Source organism: uncultured Roseovarius sp. (genome assembly GCF_913057115.1).
In the GTDB taxonomy this organism is placed as follows: domain Bacteria; phylum Pseudomonadota; class Alphaproteobacteria; order Rhodobacterales; family Rhodobacteraceae; genus Roseovarius.
In genome coordinates this window covers 56087-70598 of sequence record NZ_CAJXNN010000002.1, presented here as the reverse complement: position 1 = coordinate 70598, position 14512 = coordinate 56087, and the positions used below count along the sequence as shown (strand labels likewise).

The following is a 14512-nucleotide window of genomic DNA, read 5'->3' as shown; positions in this document are numbered from 1 at the left end:
CCAAAGTGGCGCGGGCAAAAATGCCTTCCCTTGCGGCAAGGATCGCGCTACACCGCCGCCATGATCAAACCTGTGACATATTCCGAGACCCGACGCCGACGCACCCGCGCCTGACGTCCGTCACCCTTTTGATCCATGGCGCATGTCGCGCCGCCAACCCCCCAAATGATTGACTTAGCCTGTGCCATGCGGCACCTAGAGAGCTTCTTGAACAAAGGATACATCCATGATCCCGTCTGTCCTTCCGACCTATAACCGTGCGCCTTTGACCTTCGTCAAAGGCGAGGGAAGCTGGCTGATTGAGGAAGATGGGCGCCGATTTTTGGATCTGGGCGCCGGGATTGCGGTGAATGCCTTGGGCCATGCCAACCCTGCGCTTGTGGAGGCGCTAACCGAGCAGGCGGGCAAGCTGTGGCATACCTCGAACCTGTATGACATTCCGCAGCAGCAGGCGCTTGCCGATAAGCTGGTAGAAGCCACCTTTGCCGACACGGTGTTTTTCACCAATTCCGGGACGGAGTCTTGTGAATTGGCGGTGAAGATGGCGCGCAAGTATTTCTACGAGAAGGTGCAGCCCGAGCGGGTCGAGATCATCGCCTTTGAAGGGTCGTTCCATGGCCGGTCGCATGCGGCGATTGCCGCCGCAGGATCAGAGAAGATGACCAAGGGCTTTGGGCCGCTTTTGCCGGGCTTTCAGCATGTGGCATGGGGCGATCACGAGGGCCTGCACGCGGCGATCAACGAGAACACCGCCGCGATCCTGATTGAGCCTGTGCAGGGCGAGGGCGGCATCCGCCCGCTGCCCGATCAATGCCTGAAGGGGTTGCGCGATCTGTGTGATGATCACGGCATCCTGTTGATTTTGGATGAGGTGCAATGCGGCATGGGCCGGACCGGGAAGCTGTTTGCCCATGAGTGGGCTGGGGTGGACCCTGACATCATGATGGTGGCCAAGGGCATCGGTGGGGGCTTCCCACTGGGGGCTGTGCTGGCCACTGAGAATGCGGCCAGCGGTATGACGGCGGGCACGCATGGGTCCACCTATGGCGGTAACCCCTTGGCCTGTGCCGTGGGCGCGAAGGTGATGGAGATCGTGGCCGAGCCTGCGTTTTTGCAGGAGGTGAGCCGCAAGGCGGGGTTGTTGCGCCAAGGGTTGGAAGGCTTGGTTGCAGCGCATCCGGAGGTATTCGAGGGCGTGCGCGGTCAGGGCCTGATGCTGGGGCTGATCTGCAAGGCGGCGAATACCGATGTGGTTGCGGCGGGTTATGAGGCCGAAGTCACCACCGTTCCGGCGGCTGATAACGTGGTGCGGCTTCTGCCGGCGCTCAATATCTCGGACGAGGACATCGGGGAGGCCCTGCGCCGCCTTGATGCCGCCGCCACCCAAGTTGAACAAGCGATGCAAACGGCCTGATGCAGTCAGAGCTTTGAAGTGAAAGACGACAAATGAACCATTTTCTGGATATCCATAAGACTGAGACAGATGATCTGCGGCAGATGATCGACAATGCACGCGCAATGAAGGATGCGCGCAAGGGTCGACCGCGTGGCACGCCTGATGACCAAATGCCGTTGGACGGTCATATGGTCGCTTTGATCTTTGAAAAACCCTCGACCCGGACGCGCGTGTCCTTTGACGTTGGCGTCCGGCAAATGGGCGGGCAGACGATGGTCTTGTCCGGGGCCGACATGCAGTTGGGCCATGGTGAGACCATTGCCGATACGGCGCGTGTCCTGTCGCGTTACGTTGACCTGATCATGATCCGGACCTTTGATGAATCGGTTCTCTTGGAGATGGCGGAATATGCCGATGTGCCGGTGATCAATGGCCTGACCGACCGCACCCACCCTTGCCAAATCATGGCCGATGTCATGACCTATGAGGAGCACCGTGGCCCTATCACCGGGAAAAAGGTGGTGTGGTCGGGGGATGGCAATAACGTTTGTTCCTCCTTCCTGCATGCCGCAGGGCAGTTTGGGTTCGACCTGACCTTTACGGGGCCGTCGCAACTGGATCCGGAGGATGAGTTTATCGGGTTGGCGCGCAGTAAAGGTAGCACGGTGCAGATTGAGCGTGACCCGATGAAAGCCGTTGAGGGTGCTGATCTGGTGGTGACCGATACTTGGGTCAGCATGCATGACAGCCAATCCACCAAGGAGCGGCGGCACAATATGCTGCGCCCCTATCAGGTGGATGAGCGCCTGATGGCAGCGGCGAAACCCGATGCCTTGTTCATGCATTGCCTGCCCGCGCACCGCGAGGATGAGGCGACAAGTGCGGTGATGGACGGGCCGCACTCGGTCATCTTCGATGAGGCCGAAAATCGTCTGCATGCGCAAAAGGCGATCATGCGGTGGTGTCTGGGTGTTTGATCCGGCGTGCCGGGATGGCTTGCGCCTGCGGACCATTTCAGTAGGCTGAAGCCTGTGATCGCTAACAGGGGCTGATATGCCAAAGGCACAAATCGGGGTTTATGGGCTGGGTACCATGGGTAGCGCACTTGCGCTGAACATGGCCGAAAGCGGGTTTGAGGTGGCGGTGACCAACCGCGAGGTTGAGTGGATCGCCCCGTTTGTGAATGAAGCGGGGGAGCTTGGCGCGAAGTTGCACCCGCATGAGACGCTTGAGAGTTTTGTTCAAGGTCTTGTGACGCCAAGGGTGATCCTGTTTATGATCCCGTCGGGCGCGCCGATGGATGCGATGATCGAAGCGGTGACGCCTTTATTGGCGCCGGGCGATACGATCATCGACGGCGGCAATGCGAATTTCCATGACACCCGGCGGCGAACCGCCGCTTTGGCAGAGCATGACATTCACTTCGTCGGGATGGGTGTGTCGGGTGGTGAAAAAGGCGCGCGATTTGGCCCCTCGATGATGGTGGGCGGCAGCGCGCATAGCTGGCAGCAGTTGCGCCCGATCCTGCGCGACATTGCGGCCCGGTTCGAGGGGGACCCTTGTGTCGATCACCTTGGGCCCGATGGGGCTGGGCATTTCGTCAAGACGGTGCATAACGGCATTGAATATGCCGATATGCAGATGATCGCCGAGATTTATGGGTTGATGCGCCATGGCAAGGCGCTTGCCCCGGCGGAGATTGGCCAGATTTTCGAGGAATGGAACAACGGCGCGCTGAAATCCTATCTGGTCGAGATCACGGGCAAGGCCCTGCAATATGATGATCCGCAAACCGGCCACCCGATGGTGGATGTGATCAAGGATGCGGCGGGCCAGAAGGGCACCGGCCGCTGGACCGTGGTTGAGGCCGTGCGCATGGGACAGGCGGCCAATACGATCGAGGCCGCCGTGGGCGCGCGCAGTTGGTCATCGGAAAAAGAGACACGCCAGACCGCCGAGGGGATTCTTGGCGGGGCGTGCCATGCGTTGGATGTGCCGCGCGAGACCTTGGCCGAGGCTTTCCTTGCGGCGCGCATCCTTGGCTATGCGCAGGGGTTTCGGATTTTGGAAGCGGCGGCGAAGGAATATGACTGGCCCTTGGATTATGCGCGGATTGCCGAGATTTGGCGCGCGGGCTGCATTATCCGGTCGGCGCTGTTGGACGATATTTCCGAGGCCTTCCGGGGGGAGTTGCCCGCCGGGCAGTTGATCCTTGCGCCGCGCTTTGCGCAGATGTTGGCGGCCAGCATTCCGGCGCTGCGTGAGGTTGTGGCCGGGGCCGTGCAGGGCGGTCATGCGGTGCCTGCGTTGTCGGCGGCGCTTTCGTGGTATGACAGCATGCGGCAGGGCCATGGGACCGCCAATATCATTCAGGCGCAGCGTGATTTCTTTGGTCACCACGGGTTTGAGCGGCTTGGCGAAAGCGGCAAGCACCATGGGCCTTGGTGGGATTAACGCACTGAAAATTCCAAGGCAGACGCGCTTTGCGCCCAACCGTGCAGGGCGTCGATGAAGGCCGACACAAGCCTGCGGTTCTGACCGGGTATTTTCCCCGAGAGGAGGTGCAGGCGCGGTAGGTCTGGGTCGAGCGGAAGAGCGCGGAGCGTATCCCCGGCATAGCTTGTTTGAGTACGGGGGCGCATGGCGAGAATGGCTAGGCCAAGGTCGGCGCCGACAAGGCTACGAACCATTTCGGTGGTATTGGCTTGGGCGATGACCTGCGGGGTTAGGTTTTGATCTGCGAAAAGCCGGGCGACATAGGGCCGCGCGAGCGGGCGGTTCAGTTCGATCAGGGGGTAGGTGGCGACCTCTTGCAGCGTGGTCCTGTCCTGTGCGGCCAAGGGGTGTGCGGCGGGAACAAGGACATAGGGCGGCAAATCAAGAAGGCTGTGGGTTTCGATGCCGGCGCGGATGTCCTGCCCGGCGAAGAGGATGACATCCAAACCCCCGGCCAGCAGGCTCTCCTGTGCCGTGTCGTTGTCGGTTTCCCGAAGGTCGAGGCGTAGGCCGGGGTTGGCCTGCATCAGCGGTTTCAGCACCGATGGCAGGAAGGCCGGGGCGACGGGGGCATAATAGCCCACCCGCAGCGTGCCCTGCATGCCCTTGGCGATTTCATGGCCGTCTTCGATGATCTCGGCATAGTCTTCGAGCAAGCGGCGGAAGCGGTTGGCCATGCGCCGCCCCTCGGCTGTGGCGACGACGCCGCGGGCGCGGCTGCGGATCAAAAGCGTGGCGCCAAACTCTCCCTCGACCTGATCCAGCAAAGCCGAGACAGCGGAGGGAGCCACATTCAGGGCTTGCGCCGCCGCGCTGATGGAGCCGTGATCGACCGTCGCGGTAAAGGCGCGCAAGGCGCGCAGCGAGAGGCGGAGGGGGCTTATTTGATCTGACATATGAAAACCTGAAATCATTTATCACTTATTTCAGTTTTTCCGGGAAGGGGCGGTGTGGCAAGCTTTTCGTGAGATAGGGAAAGGAACAGCCATGCAGGACAAGACCCCGTCAGAGTCAAAAACATTGCCCGGTTGGAATCATGTGCCGGAGGTGCCGATTGCGGTTTCGCCGTTCTTTTCATGGCCGCCAAATCCGGCGCGCATGGTGCAATGGATCGCCGCACGGTGGCTGCGTTTGGCGGAAAACAGCATTCTGGTTGTCGTCGCCTTGATCACCTGGGCGTGGTTTCAGCCGTCCTTGGAGACAACGAAAACCCTGTCGCTTGACTGGGTCGCCTTCATCTGGCTGCGCAATATCGTGCTGATGTCAGTGGTTGCCGGGGGCTTGCATTGGTTTTTCTACATGCGTCGCGGGCAGGGGGATCGCCTGAAGTTCGATCCGCGAGAGTTGATGGTGAAGGGGCGGCAGTTCACCTTTGGCGGGCAGGTGCGGGACAACATGTTCTGGACCTTGTTCAGCGGTGTAGGCTTTTGGACCGCTTATGAAGTTTTGATGTTCTGGCTTATGGGCAACGGGTGGATTCCGGTGCTGGCATGGGCCGATAGCCCGGTTTGGTTCGTGCTGATTTTTCTGCTGACGCCGGTTTGGATTTCGTTTCACTTCTACTGGGTGCATCGGGCCTTGCATTGGGGGCCGCTTTATAAGTTGGCGCATGCGTTGCATCATCGGAACGTGAATGTCGGGCCTTGGTCGGGGTTATCCATGCATCCGGTAGAGCATCTGATTTTCTTCAGTTCGATCCTTGTGCATTGCATCGTGCCGGCGCATCCGCTGCATATTCTGTTCCATATGCAGCATCAGTCTTTGACGGCGGCGACCTCGCACACCGGGTACGAGGATTTGTTGGTCAAGGATCGCAAGCAACTGGCGCTTGGGACCTTCCATCACCAGATGCACCACCGGTATTTCGAGGTGAACTATGGCAACCTTGAGATGCCATGGGACAAGTGGTTTGGCACCTTCCACGACGGCACGGTTGACGCGCATGAGGCGCTGAAAGATCGCCGTGGGCGGCGGGGTTAGGCCAGTGTTGAGTTGATCAGCAGGAAGATGAGCGCCGACATCAGGGCGGCGGCAGGAACGGTTATCACCCATGCCGCGACGATGGTCATGAAGTGACTGCGGCGCACGAGTTTGCGGCGCCGGCGTTCTTCTACGGCCAAGATCTTGGGTTTCCCGGCGGCGCGCCGACCGTTGCGAAGGCGGCGTTCCATATGCCATTCGCGGAAGAACCCCACGCCAAAGACGCCACCCACGGCGATATGGGTGGAGCTCACCGGCAGGCCAAGCCACGAGGCGACGATCACGGTGATCGCCGCCGACAGGGCGACGCAATAGGCGCGCATTGGGTTCAGCTTGGTGATCTGGCTGCCGACCATGCGGATGAGTTTCGGGCCAAAAAGGAAGAGGCCGAAGGAAATCCCGAAGGCCCCGATCACCATGACCCACATCGGGATGGTGACCTTGCCCGCCGCGACGCCGAATTCGCTGGCGTGGACGATGGCGGCGAGGGGGCCCACGGCATTGGCCACGTCATTGGCCCCATGGGCGAAGGACAGAAGCGCGGCCGAGAATACAAGCGGCAGGCCGAACAAAACCTTGAGGGATTTGTTGCGGTTTTCCATGCCTTCGGATTGTCGGCGGATCAGGGGGCGGGTGAGCGCCCAGATGGCAAGGCCGATCACCAAACCGATCAGGAGCGCTGTTTGAATGTCGATCTTGATGATCCGTTTCAGGCCCTTGAGGGCAAGGTAGGAGGCAAAGGCCCCTGCCATGATGCCCACGAGGATCGGTACCCAAGTGCGGGCGGCTGCGATTTTATCTTCGCGGTAGATGATGCGCGATTTGATGAGGGCCAAGAACAGCGCCGCGATCACCCCGCCCAAGACCGGGGAGATCACCCAACTGGCGGCGATCTTGCCCATGGTGGGCCAGTTGACGGCGGCAAAGCCTGCGGCCGCGATCCCGGCCCCCATGACGCCCCCCACTACCGAATGGGTTGTTGAAACCGGTGCACCCACTTTGGTGGCAAGGTTGACCCATAGCGCTGCCGAAATCAGCGCGGCCATCATGGCCCCGATGAAAACGCGCGCTTCGGATACGCTTTTGGGGTCAATGATGCCCTTGGAGATGGTGGAGACCACATCGCCCCCGGCCAAAAGTGCGCCTGCGGATTCGCAAATGGCGGCAATCACGATGGCCCCGCCCATGGTCAGGGCATTGGCCCCCACGGCGGGTCCCATGTTGTTGGCCACGTCATTGGCCCCGATGTTGAGCGCCATATAGGCGCCAAACACCGCAGCCGCGACCACGACCATGTTATTGGGGTGGGTGCCGAAGAACAGCGCGGCCCCAAGGCCCGCGATGAACATGAAGACAAGTGCAAGGCCCATGCCGATAAGCGGACGCGAGACATAGGTCGTCGCGTATTCAACTTGCGAAATCCGGTTGAGGTCTTTGTCCAGTGTTTTCCACTGATTGGATTCAGGCGTCTGTGCCACAATCGCAGCCTCCCCAATAGCGCGTTCGGGGCTCACCGCTAGTGGGTCTGATCTGGATTATCAATGCGCGGTCGTCATAAAACCGTTACAAAACTTTTACAGTCCTTGGAAAAGCGCCTGAAGGCCGGGTTCTTCGACCATTTCAGCAGCCTCGGCCGGGCTAACCCATTTGCGTGTCCGTTCTCGGGCTTCCGGGAAAATATCGACGAGGTCGGTGACAACCATCTTGTACACGTGGACATCGACAGGCGTGACATACCCATCATCAAGGCGCTTGTCGTAGGTATAGCTGCCGATAGGGTCGGCTTCGACATTGGCGGCTTGTACGCCAGCCTCTTCCCATGCCTCGGCTTGTGCGGCTTCGCGGGCGGTTTTGCCTTCCATCAGCCAGCCTTTGGGAATGACCCAACGGCCTGTGTCGCGGCTGGTGATCAAAAGCACCTTGGAGCCGCGAGGCCCTTCGCGCAGACAAAGCGCCGCCACCTGACATTCGGGGGGGCGCCGCAGCAACGGCTGGACCATTTCAGCCCATGCTCTCTTTATTCCTTCGGTCATAAGAACGTCTGTGTCTGCTCAAGGTTAAATAATTATTATCGCTCCAATATATGTGGATAGTTTGGAAATGCAAATTATTGGCCCTTGCGAGGTTTCGCGCGCAGGGTCGGGTCTGCCTCGGTCGGATCTTTGGGCCATGGATGTTTGGGGTAGCGCCCGCGCATATCCTTGCGGACATCGGCATAGGAATTGGCCCAGAAACCGGGGATGTCCATGGTGGTTTGCACTGGACGTCCAGCGGGGGAAAGAAGGGTGACCCGCAAGGGCGTGTGCCCGACCATCGGGTGCGTGGTTTGGCCGAACATTTCTTGTAGGCGAAGCGAGATTACCGGGGTTTCGCCGCTGTAGTCGATGGGAATGCGACGGCCCAAGGGCGTGGTGAAATGCGCCGGGGCGGCGGCATCCAGATGTTGCATCTGGTCCCATGTCAGCCGCGCGCGCAGGGCGTCGAGCATATCGAAGCCTTTCCAGTCCTGTGCGGTTTTGAGCCCTGTCAGATGCGGCAAGAGCCAGCCGTCCAGTGTATTGAGCAATGTGGTCTCGCGCATGTCGGGCAGAGTGTCGCTGCCGTCGCGGACGAGTTCAACCCGCGCCACGAAGCGGCGTGCGGCATCGCTCCAATTCAGGCCCAGATCGCGCACGCCGTCCAGCATGGCAAGGGCCACTTGGTCGGAGGGGGCTTCTTTCCAGACGCGATCATCCAGAACGAGTTGCCCGAAACACTCCTGACGGCGGGCGACGACGCGGCGCTCGCGTTTGTCCCAAGCGCAGCGGTCGACCCATGTGATTTGATCCGCGAAGAGGTCGCGCAACTCCCCCTCGGATATCTGGATCGCCTGCCGGATGCGGGCCTCGCGCGGGTTGCCATCGAGATCGGTGGCAACGATGAGGCGCGCAGCGGCAAGATCATCCTCTTGTGGCAGGATCGCACCCTTGCCGCCGGAAAGAACGAAGCGGGACTCGTTCCCTTTGCGGCGCAGACCGACGCGGTCGGGGTAAGCGAGGGCGGCCATGGCGGCATCGTTGAGGGGGCGCGCATCCTTGGCCTTGGCCTGCGCGCGCAGGCGCTTGGCCTCGGCGCGGATACGCTCCACTGCGCCGCGGTTGGCAGGCCATGGGTGCCGGCCGCCATAACCTCTTGGGTCGCGCAGTGCCGAAAGGCGTAGAGACAGGTCAACGGGTGCGCCGCGCGGTAGCGGGTCACGATCGGCCAGTAGTGCCGCAAGCGTTGCGGCATCTGACCCCGCTACGGCCAGCATATGCGCCAAGCGAGGATGCAGCGGCAGGGCGGCGAGTGTTTTGCCGTGGGGCGTGATGCGGGCTTGATCATCGAGCGCGCCCAGCATCTGCAAAAGCGCCTGCGCCTCGGCATAGGTGCCGGGGTTGGGCGGTGTGAGAAAGGCCAGATCGTCGGGCGTGGCCCCCCAGAGGGCCAATTCAAGCGCCAGCCCCGCCAAATCCGCCGCTTCGATTTCCGCCGGGGGATAGGCCAGAAGCGCGCCTTCCTCCCCTTTGGTCCAAAGCCGGTAACAGGTGCCTTCGGCGACGCGGCCCGCGCGGCCTGCGCGCTGCGTCGCTTCGGCGCGGGTGACTTTCTCGGTCACAAGCCGCGACATGCCTGAGCCGGGATCGAACCGCGCGCGGCGGGCGCGGCCGCCATCGACGACAACCCGGATGTCTTGGATCGTGAGGGAGGTTTCAGCGATAGAGGTGGCCAGCACGATTTTGCGGCCACTGGCGCAAGGGGCAATCGCGGCGCGTTGCTTGGCGAAATCCATGGCCCCGAAGAGGGGGCGCAGGTGACAATCGGCGGGCAGGCGGCTTTGCAACAGGGCCTCGACTCGGCGGATTTCACCCTCACCGGGTAGGAAGACCAGAACGCCGCCTTGGGTTTCTGACACGGCCTGTGCCACCAGATCGGCCACGGCCTCCTCAAAGCGGCGCTGCTTGGGGGTGGGCCGGTCGAGCCAGCGGGTTTCCACCGGAAAGCTGCGCCCTTCGGAGGTGATGACCGGCACGTCGCCCATCAGCGCCGCAACCGGCGCGGCATCCAGCGTGGCGGACATGGCCAGCAGGATCAGGTCATCGCGCAGGGCCTCAGCCACCTCAAGGCAGAGGGCGAGGCCCAGATCGGCATTGAGGGATCGTTCGTGAAATTCGTCGAAGATCACCGCGCCCACGCCCGGCAGTTCCGGGTCGGATTGCAGCATCCGGGTGAGGATCCCTTCGGTGACCACTTCGATGCGGCTGGATTTTGTCACCTTCGCCTCACCCCGAACGCGGTAACCCACGGTTTCGCCCGGTTTTTCGCCCAAGGTTTGCGCCATCCGTTCAGCGGCGGCGCGGGCGGCGAGGCGGCGGGGTTCGAGCATCAGGATGCGGTGCTTGGTCAGGCCCGCGTTCAGCATCTCAAGCGGGACCACGGTTGTCTTGCCCGCCCCCGGCGGGGCCTGAAGCACGGCGCGACCCTGGGCATATAAAGCCTCAAGCAGCGGCGCGATTGCATCTTGGATGGGTAGTTGGGCGGTCATGCCCGCGTTATCGGCCAAGTGTTGGCGATTTTCCATAGCCTCTAGCGGCGAAGCAAAACCGCTTTGCCGTATTTGGTTTGGATATCCACACGGGTGGCGAGCATCTCGCCTGCCTTGGCCTCGTAAAGCACGGTGAAGGGAATGCGGCGTTCTTTCTTCTCGGAGGAGGAATAGCCGGCAATCCGGCGATATTCGCCCGCGCATGTGACGCGCTTTTGTTTTTCCCGTGGACTGCCGAGGGAGAGGCGCGCGTGCCGGTGGCCGTCATAGATTTCGCGCCGGAACTGGCACAGTTCCTTGCGGGGCTGGTCACGCAGGATGAGGTAGAGGGCTGTCAAGGGATCAAGCGCATTGCTCAAACCGTTTGTCTCGGCGGGAGCCGCGCGGCTGTCGGGGTCGCCTGATATCAGCTTGGGTGGTTTACCTTCGAACCTGACTTTCACATCGGTGAAGCGTTTGCCGTCGTTGATTGTCTCGGAATATTGACCGGGGGTGTGACTTATTCCGGCCACGCGCCCCTTGACCGAAACGTCGCCGTGCATGCGCTTGAGGGCTTTGACGACCCCTGTTGTTCTGAACTGTGAGCGCGCGGCATACCTGCCGTTGGCTTGGTTGCCTGCAATCGTGACTTCGCCGATCTTTGCGCCGATCAGGTGGACGTCATAGAGGATGGCGGTTTTTTCTTGCGACGCCACTGGCGCTGCAAGCATCCACAAGACAAGACCAAGGCACTTTCGTATCATGCAGACCTCCGCAGTAGGGAGCCGGTCTGGACATTCGCCAGCCACCCAAGGCATAGGGAGGGGACCAATCGAACATCGGGCCGCTTCCATGGACATTGCACAACTCAGCGAGAAAATAATCAAGGGGGATCGGCGCGCCCTGTCCCGTGCGATTACCCTGATCGAAAGCTCACGCGCCGATCATCGGGAACAGGCGACCGAGCTGTTGGAGATGCTCAAGGACAGCAATAGGCAGGCCATTCGGGTGGGACTTTCGGGAACGCCGGGTGTGGGCAAATCCACCTTTATCGAAAGCTTTGGCACCCTTTTGACAGGGCAGGGCCTACGGGTGGCGGTTCTGGCGGTTGATCCCAGTTCGGCCCGGTCGGGCGGGTCGATCCTGGGCGACAAGACGCGGATGGAGCGTTTGAGCCGTGATCCCAATGCCTTTATCCGACCCTCGCCCAGCCAATCGCATTTGGGCGGTGTGGCCCGCCGGACGCGCGAGGCGGTCGCCGTTTGCGAGGCCGCGGGCTTTGACGTGGTTCTGATCGAAACCGTGGGCGTGGGGCAGTCGGAAACCGTGGTGGCCGAGATGTCGGACCTCTTCGTGCTGCTGCTGGCCCCGGCGGGGGGCGATGAGTTGCAGGGGGTGAAGCGCGGCATCATGGAGATGGCCGATATCATCCTGATCAACAAGGCCGATGGCGATTTGAAACCGGCGGCGACGCGGACCTGTTCGGATTATTCCGGGGCTTTGCGTCTGCTTCGCAAACGCCCGCAAGACCCTGAGGGCTTCCCCAAGGCGATGATGGTGTCCGCCCTTGAGGAAGAGGGGTTGCGTACCGCTTGGGAGGAAATGACCTCCTTGGTGGAATGGCGGCGTGAGACCGGGCATTTCGATGGTCGCCGTGCCGAGCAGGCGCGCTATTGGTTCGAGGAAGAGGTGAAGCAGCGGCTTTTGGCGCGGCTTCGGACGCCCGAGGCGCAACGGGCCATGGGAGAGGCCGCCGATGCGGTTGCCGAAGGGGCGGTAACGCCAGCAGTTGCGGCGCAGCAGTTGTTGCAGGGCTTGTCGGATTAAAGTGCCCGACGCCATGAAAAAAGCGCCCCGGTTTGGGGCGCTTTCTTTTGGGGCTACGGTGTTCCGCTTAGGCGGCTTCGGCCTGTGACCCGAAGCGTCCGTAGAAACTTTGGGATTTATCGGCCATTTCGCGCAGCAGATCAGGGCAGGTGAACCGCGCGCCATGCGCCTCGGTCAGTTGGTCACAACGCTCGGCGGCATAAGGCGTGCCGATGATGTCCAGCCAGCTGAAGGGGCCCCCCGACCACGGGGCAAAGCCCCACGCGAGGATCGCGCCGACGTCGCCTTCGCGGATGTCTTCCAGCACGCCTTCTTCCAGTGCGCGGACCGCTTCGAGGACTTGAGCGAACATCAGGCGATGTTGAACTTCGATCAGGTCGGGCTGATCTTCGGCCTGCGGATATTTCTCCGCCAGTCCGGCCCAGTACCCTTGGCGTTTGCCCTTCTCGTCGTAGTCGAAGAACCCGGCGTTTGCCTTGCGGCCCAAGCGCCCTTCGCCTTCCATCCAGAAGATCACCTCATCGACGGCTTCATCGGGGTAGTCGTCGCCCATGGCGGCACGGGTGGCGCGGGCAATCTTGGCCCCCAGATCAATCGAGGTTTCATCGACCAGTTGCAGCGGCCCCACCGGGAAGCCCAGTTGGCGTGCGGCATTGTCGATGAGCGCGGGTGCCACGCCTTCGGACACCATGCGGATGCCTTCGTTGATGTAAGGGATGATGCAGCGGTTGCAGTAGAAGAAGCGCGCATCGTTCACCGCGATCGGGGTCTTACGGATTTGCCGGACGTAATCCAGCGCCTTGGCCACGGCGCGCGGGCCGGTTTCCTTGCCCTTGATGATCTCGACCAGCATCATCTTCTCAACCGGTGAGAAGAAGTGGATGCCGATGAATTGCTCGGGCTTGTCGGAGGCTTTGGCCAGTTCCGTGATCGGTAGGGTCGAGGTGTTGGTGGCAAAGATGCAATCGTCGCCGACGGCTTCCAGAACCTTCTTTGTAACCTCGGCCTTTACGCCGGGGTCTTCGAACACCGCTTCGATCACCAGATCACAGCCCTCAAGCGCGGCGTAATCGGTGGTGGCGGTGATGAGACCAAGCGTTTTCTCTTTCTTCTCCTCGGTCGCCTTGCCGCGTTTGATGCCCTTATCCATGTAATCGGCGGTGTAGGATTTACCCTTGTCAGCGGCCTCCTGCTTTTGGTCGATCAGGACAACCTCCATCCCGGCCATGGCCGAGACAAGCGCAATGCCCGCGCCCATCATGCCCGCGCCCATGACGCCGACCTTCTTGACCTTATGGTCCGGAACATCGGGGCGGTTCGCGCCTTTCTCAAGTGCTTCCTTGTTGATGAAAAGCGAGCGGATCATCGCGGATGACGAGGGGTTCATCAGGACATTGGTGAACCAACGCGCCTCGATTTTCAGGGCTGTGTCGAAAGGCACAAGCGCACCTTCGTAGACCGCCGAAAGCAAAGCCTTGGCGGCGGGGAAGGCACCTTGGGTCTTGCCGTTGACCATGGCCGAGGCACCCACGAAGGTCATGAATCCAGCGGGGTGATACGGCGCACCGCCAGGCATCTTGTAGCCCTTTTCGTCCCACGGTTTGACGAATGTAGGCTCTGACAAGATCCATTCCTTGGCCTTGGCGATCAGTTCGTCGGCAGGGACGACCTCATCCACCACCCCGGCGGTTTTGGCTTTCTTTGGGTCGTTGAGTTTCCCTTCGAGCAGCAAAGGCGAAGCCCCCATAGCACCCAGTTTGCGCACCAGTCGCGTCGTGCCGCCCGCGCCGGGGAAGATGCCGACCATGATCTCGGGCAGGCCGATCTTGGCCTTTGGGTTGTCGGCCGCGAAGATACGGTGGCAGGCCAAAGGGATTTCCAAGCCGATGCCAAGGGCAGTACCGGGCAAAGCGGCGGCAATCGGCTTGCCGCCTTTGTTCTTGTCGTCCATGCCGCCGCGCTCGATCTTGCGCAGGATGGAGTGCATGTTCATCAGCCCATCCATCAGGCCCTGTGCGGGGTTGTCACCGGCCATTTCCTTCATCTTGGCGATGACGTTCAGGTCCATCCCCCCGGCAAAGGAGCCTTCTTTCCCGCTGGTGATCACGATCCCCTTGACCGCATCATCGGCCAGCGCGTCATCGACAAGGCCTTCCAGAACCGGCCATGCCTCCATCGACATCACGTTCATCGACTTGCCCGGCACATCCCAGGTGATGATGGCGACGCCATCGGCGCCTTTTTCCATGGTGAAATCAGTCATGTCTCAA

Annotated in this window: 11 protein-coding genes; 5 read left to right on the top strand and 6 right to left on the bottom strand. The window is 61.2% G+C overall.

All coding sequences use genetic code 11. The features are described 5' to 3' along the window. Positions 1-226: 226 nt before the first annotated feature. From QZ498_RS01465 to gndA, 3 genes are all read left to right on the top strand, one after another. Positions 227-1414, top strand: a complete 1188-nt coding sequence (locus tag QZ498_RS01465) for an aspartate aminotransferase family protein (RefSeq protein ID WP_294619503.1) — start codon at positions 227-229, stop codon at positions 1412-1414. A gap of 32 nt (positions 1415-1446) precedes the next feature. After that, complete coding sequence (argF, locus tag QZ498_RS01460; RefSeq protein ID WP_294619500.1) at positions 1447-2373, top strand: ornithine carbamoyltransferase; 927 nt, start codon at positions 1447-1449, stop codon at positions 2371-2373. Between the two features lie 76 nt (positions 2374-2449). Next, positions 2450-3850: an NADP-dependent phosphogluconate dehydrogenase gene (gene gndA / locus QZ498_RS01455; protein WP_294619498.1), complete on the top strand. Its 1401-nt coding sequence runs from the start codon at positions 2450-2452 to the stop codon at positions 3848-3850. Here gndA and QZ498_RS01450 read toward each other — a convergent pair. Next, positions 3847-4788 carry a LysR family transcriptional regulator gene (locus QZ498_RS01450; protein ID WP_294619496.1) on the bottom strand — a complete coding sequence of 314 codons (942 nt, stop codon included), beginning with the start codon at positions 4786-4788 and terminating at the stop codon, positions 3847-3849. The genes gndA and QZ498_RS01450 overlap by 4 nt on opposite strands. A gap of 91 nt (positions 4789-4879) precedes the next feature. Between QZ498_RS01450 and QZ498_RS01445 the strand changes: the two genes are divergently transcribed. Then, positions 4880-5872 carry a sterol desaturase family protein gene (locus tag QZ498_RS01445; protein ID WP_294619494.1) on the top strand — a complete coding sequence of 331 codons (993 nt, stop codon included), beginning with the start codon at positions 4880-4882 and terminating at the stop codon, positions 5870-5872. On the opposite strand, the gene QZ498_RS01440 is transcribed toward QZ498_RS01445, so the two are convergent. The 4 genes from QZ498_RS01440 to QZ498_RS01425 form a co-directional block, all read right to left on the bottom strand. Next, the gene (locus tag QZ498_RS01440) at positions 5869-7350 is read right to left on the bottom strand and encodes an inorganic phosphate transporter (protein ID WP_294619492.1); all 1482 of its coding nucleotides are present in this window, start codon (positions 7348-7350) and stop codon (positions 5869-5871) included. The two genes, QZ498_RS01445 and QZ498_RS01440, sit on opposite strands and share 4 nt — an antisense overlap. A 96-nt stretch (positions 7351-7446) precedes the next feature. Further along, positions 7447-7872: an NUDIX hydrolase gene (locus QZ498_RS01435; protein ID WP_367117609.1), complete on the bottom strand. Its 426-nt coding sequence runs from the start codon at positions 7870-7872 to the stop codon at positions 7447-7449. Positions 7873-7979: 107 nt separating this feature from the next. Beyond that, a complete protein-coding gene (hrpB, locus tag QZ498_RS01430; RefSeq protein WP_294619489.1) occupies positions 7980-10436 on the bottom strand; it encodes an ATP-dependent helicase HrpB in 2457 nt (818 codons plus the stop codon). 41 nt (positions 10437-10477) lie between these two features. Then, the gene (locus QZ498_RS01425; RefSeq protein WP_294619487.1) at positions 10478-11179 is read right to left on the bottom strand and encodes a DUF3108 domain-containing protein; all 702 of its coding nucleotides are present in this window, start codon (positions 11177-11179) and stop codon (positions 10478-10480) included. Positions 11180-11267: 88 nt separating this feature from the next. Here QZ498_RS01425 and meaB point away from each other — a divergent pair, with 88 nt between their 5' ends. Continuing rightward, positions 11268-12242: a methylmalonyl Co-A mutase-associated GTPase MeaB gene (gene meaB / locus QZ498_RS01420; protein ID WP_294619485.1), complete on the top strand. Its 975-nt coding sequence runs from the start codon at positions 11268-11270 to the stop codon at positions 12240-12242. Positions 12243-12309: 67 nt separating this feature from the next. Here the strand turns inward: meaB and QZ498_RS01415 are convergent, their stop codons facing one another. Further along, positions 12310-14505 carry a 3-hydroxyacyl-CoA dehydrogenase NAD-binding domain-containing protein gene (locus tag QZ498_RS01415; protein ID WP_294619483.1) on the bottom strand — a complete coding sequence of 732 codons (2196 nt, stop codon included), beginning with the start codon at positions 14503-14505 and terminating at the stop codon, positions 12310-12312. Between the last annotated feature and the right edge of the window lie 7 nt (positions 14506-14512).

Excerpts from the sequence above, each read along its gene's own strand:
- QZ498_RS01465 (WP_294619503.1), top strand. The coding sequence starts at position 227 with ATGATCCCGTCTGTCCTTCCGACCTATAACCGTGCGCCTTTGACCTTC.
- argF (WP_294619500.1), top strand. The coding sequence starts at position 1,447 with ATGAACCATTTTCTGGATATCCATAAGACTGAGACAGATGATCTGCGG.
- gndA (WP_294619498.1), top strand. The coding sequence starts at position 2,450 with ATGCCAAAGGCACAAATCGGGGTTTATGGGCTGGGTACCATGGGTAGC.
- QZ498_RS01450 (WP_294619496.1), bottom strand. The coding sequence starts at position 4,788 with ATGTCAGATCAAATAAGCCCCCTCCGCCTCTCGCTGCGCGCCTTGCGC.
- QZ498_RS01445 (WP_294619494.1), top strand. The coding sequence starts at position 4,880 with ATGCAGGACAAGACCCCGTCAGAGTCAAAAACATTGCCCGGTTGGAAT.
- QZ498_RS01435 (WP_367117609.1), bottom strand. The coding sequence starts at position 7,872 with ATGGTCCAGCCGTTGCTGCGGCGCCCCCCCGAATGTCAGGTGGCGGCG.
- hrpB (WP_294619489.1), bottom strand. The coding sequence starts at position 10,436 with ATGACCGCCCAACTACCCATCCAAGATGCAATCGCGCCGCTGCTTGAG.
- QZ498_RS01425 (WP_294619487.1), bottom strand. The coding sequence starts at position 11,179 with ATGATACGAAAGTGCCTTGGTCTTGTCTTGTGGATGCTTGCAGCGCCA.
- meaB (WP_294619485.1), top strand. The coding sequence starts at position 11,268 with ATGGACATTGCACAACTCAGCGAGAAAATAATCAAGGGGGATCGGCGC.
- QZ498_RS01415 (WP_294619483.1), bottom strand. The coding sequence starts at position 14,505 with ATGACTGATTTCACCATGGAAAAAGGCGCCGATGGCGTCGCCATCATC.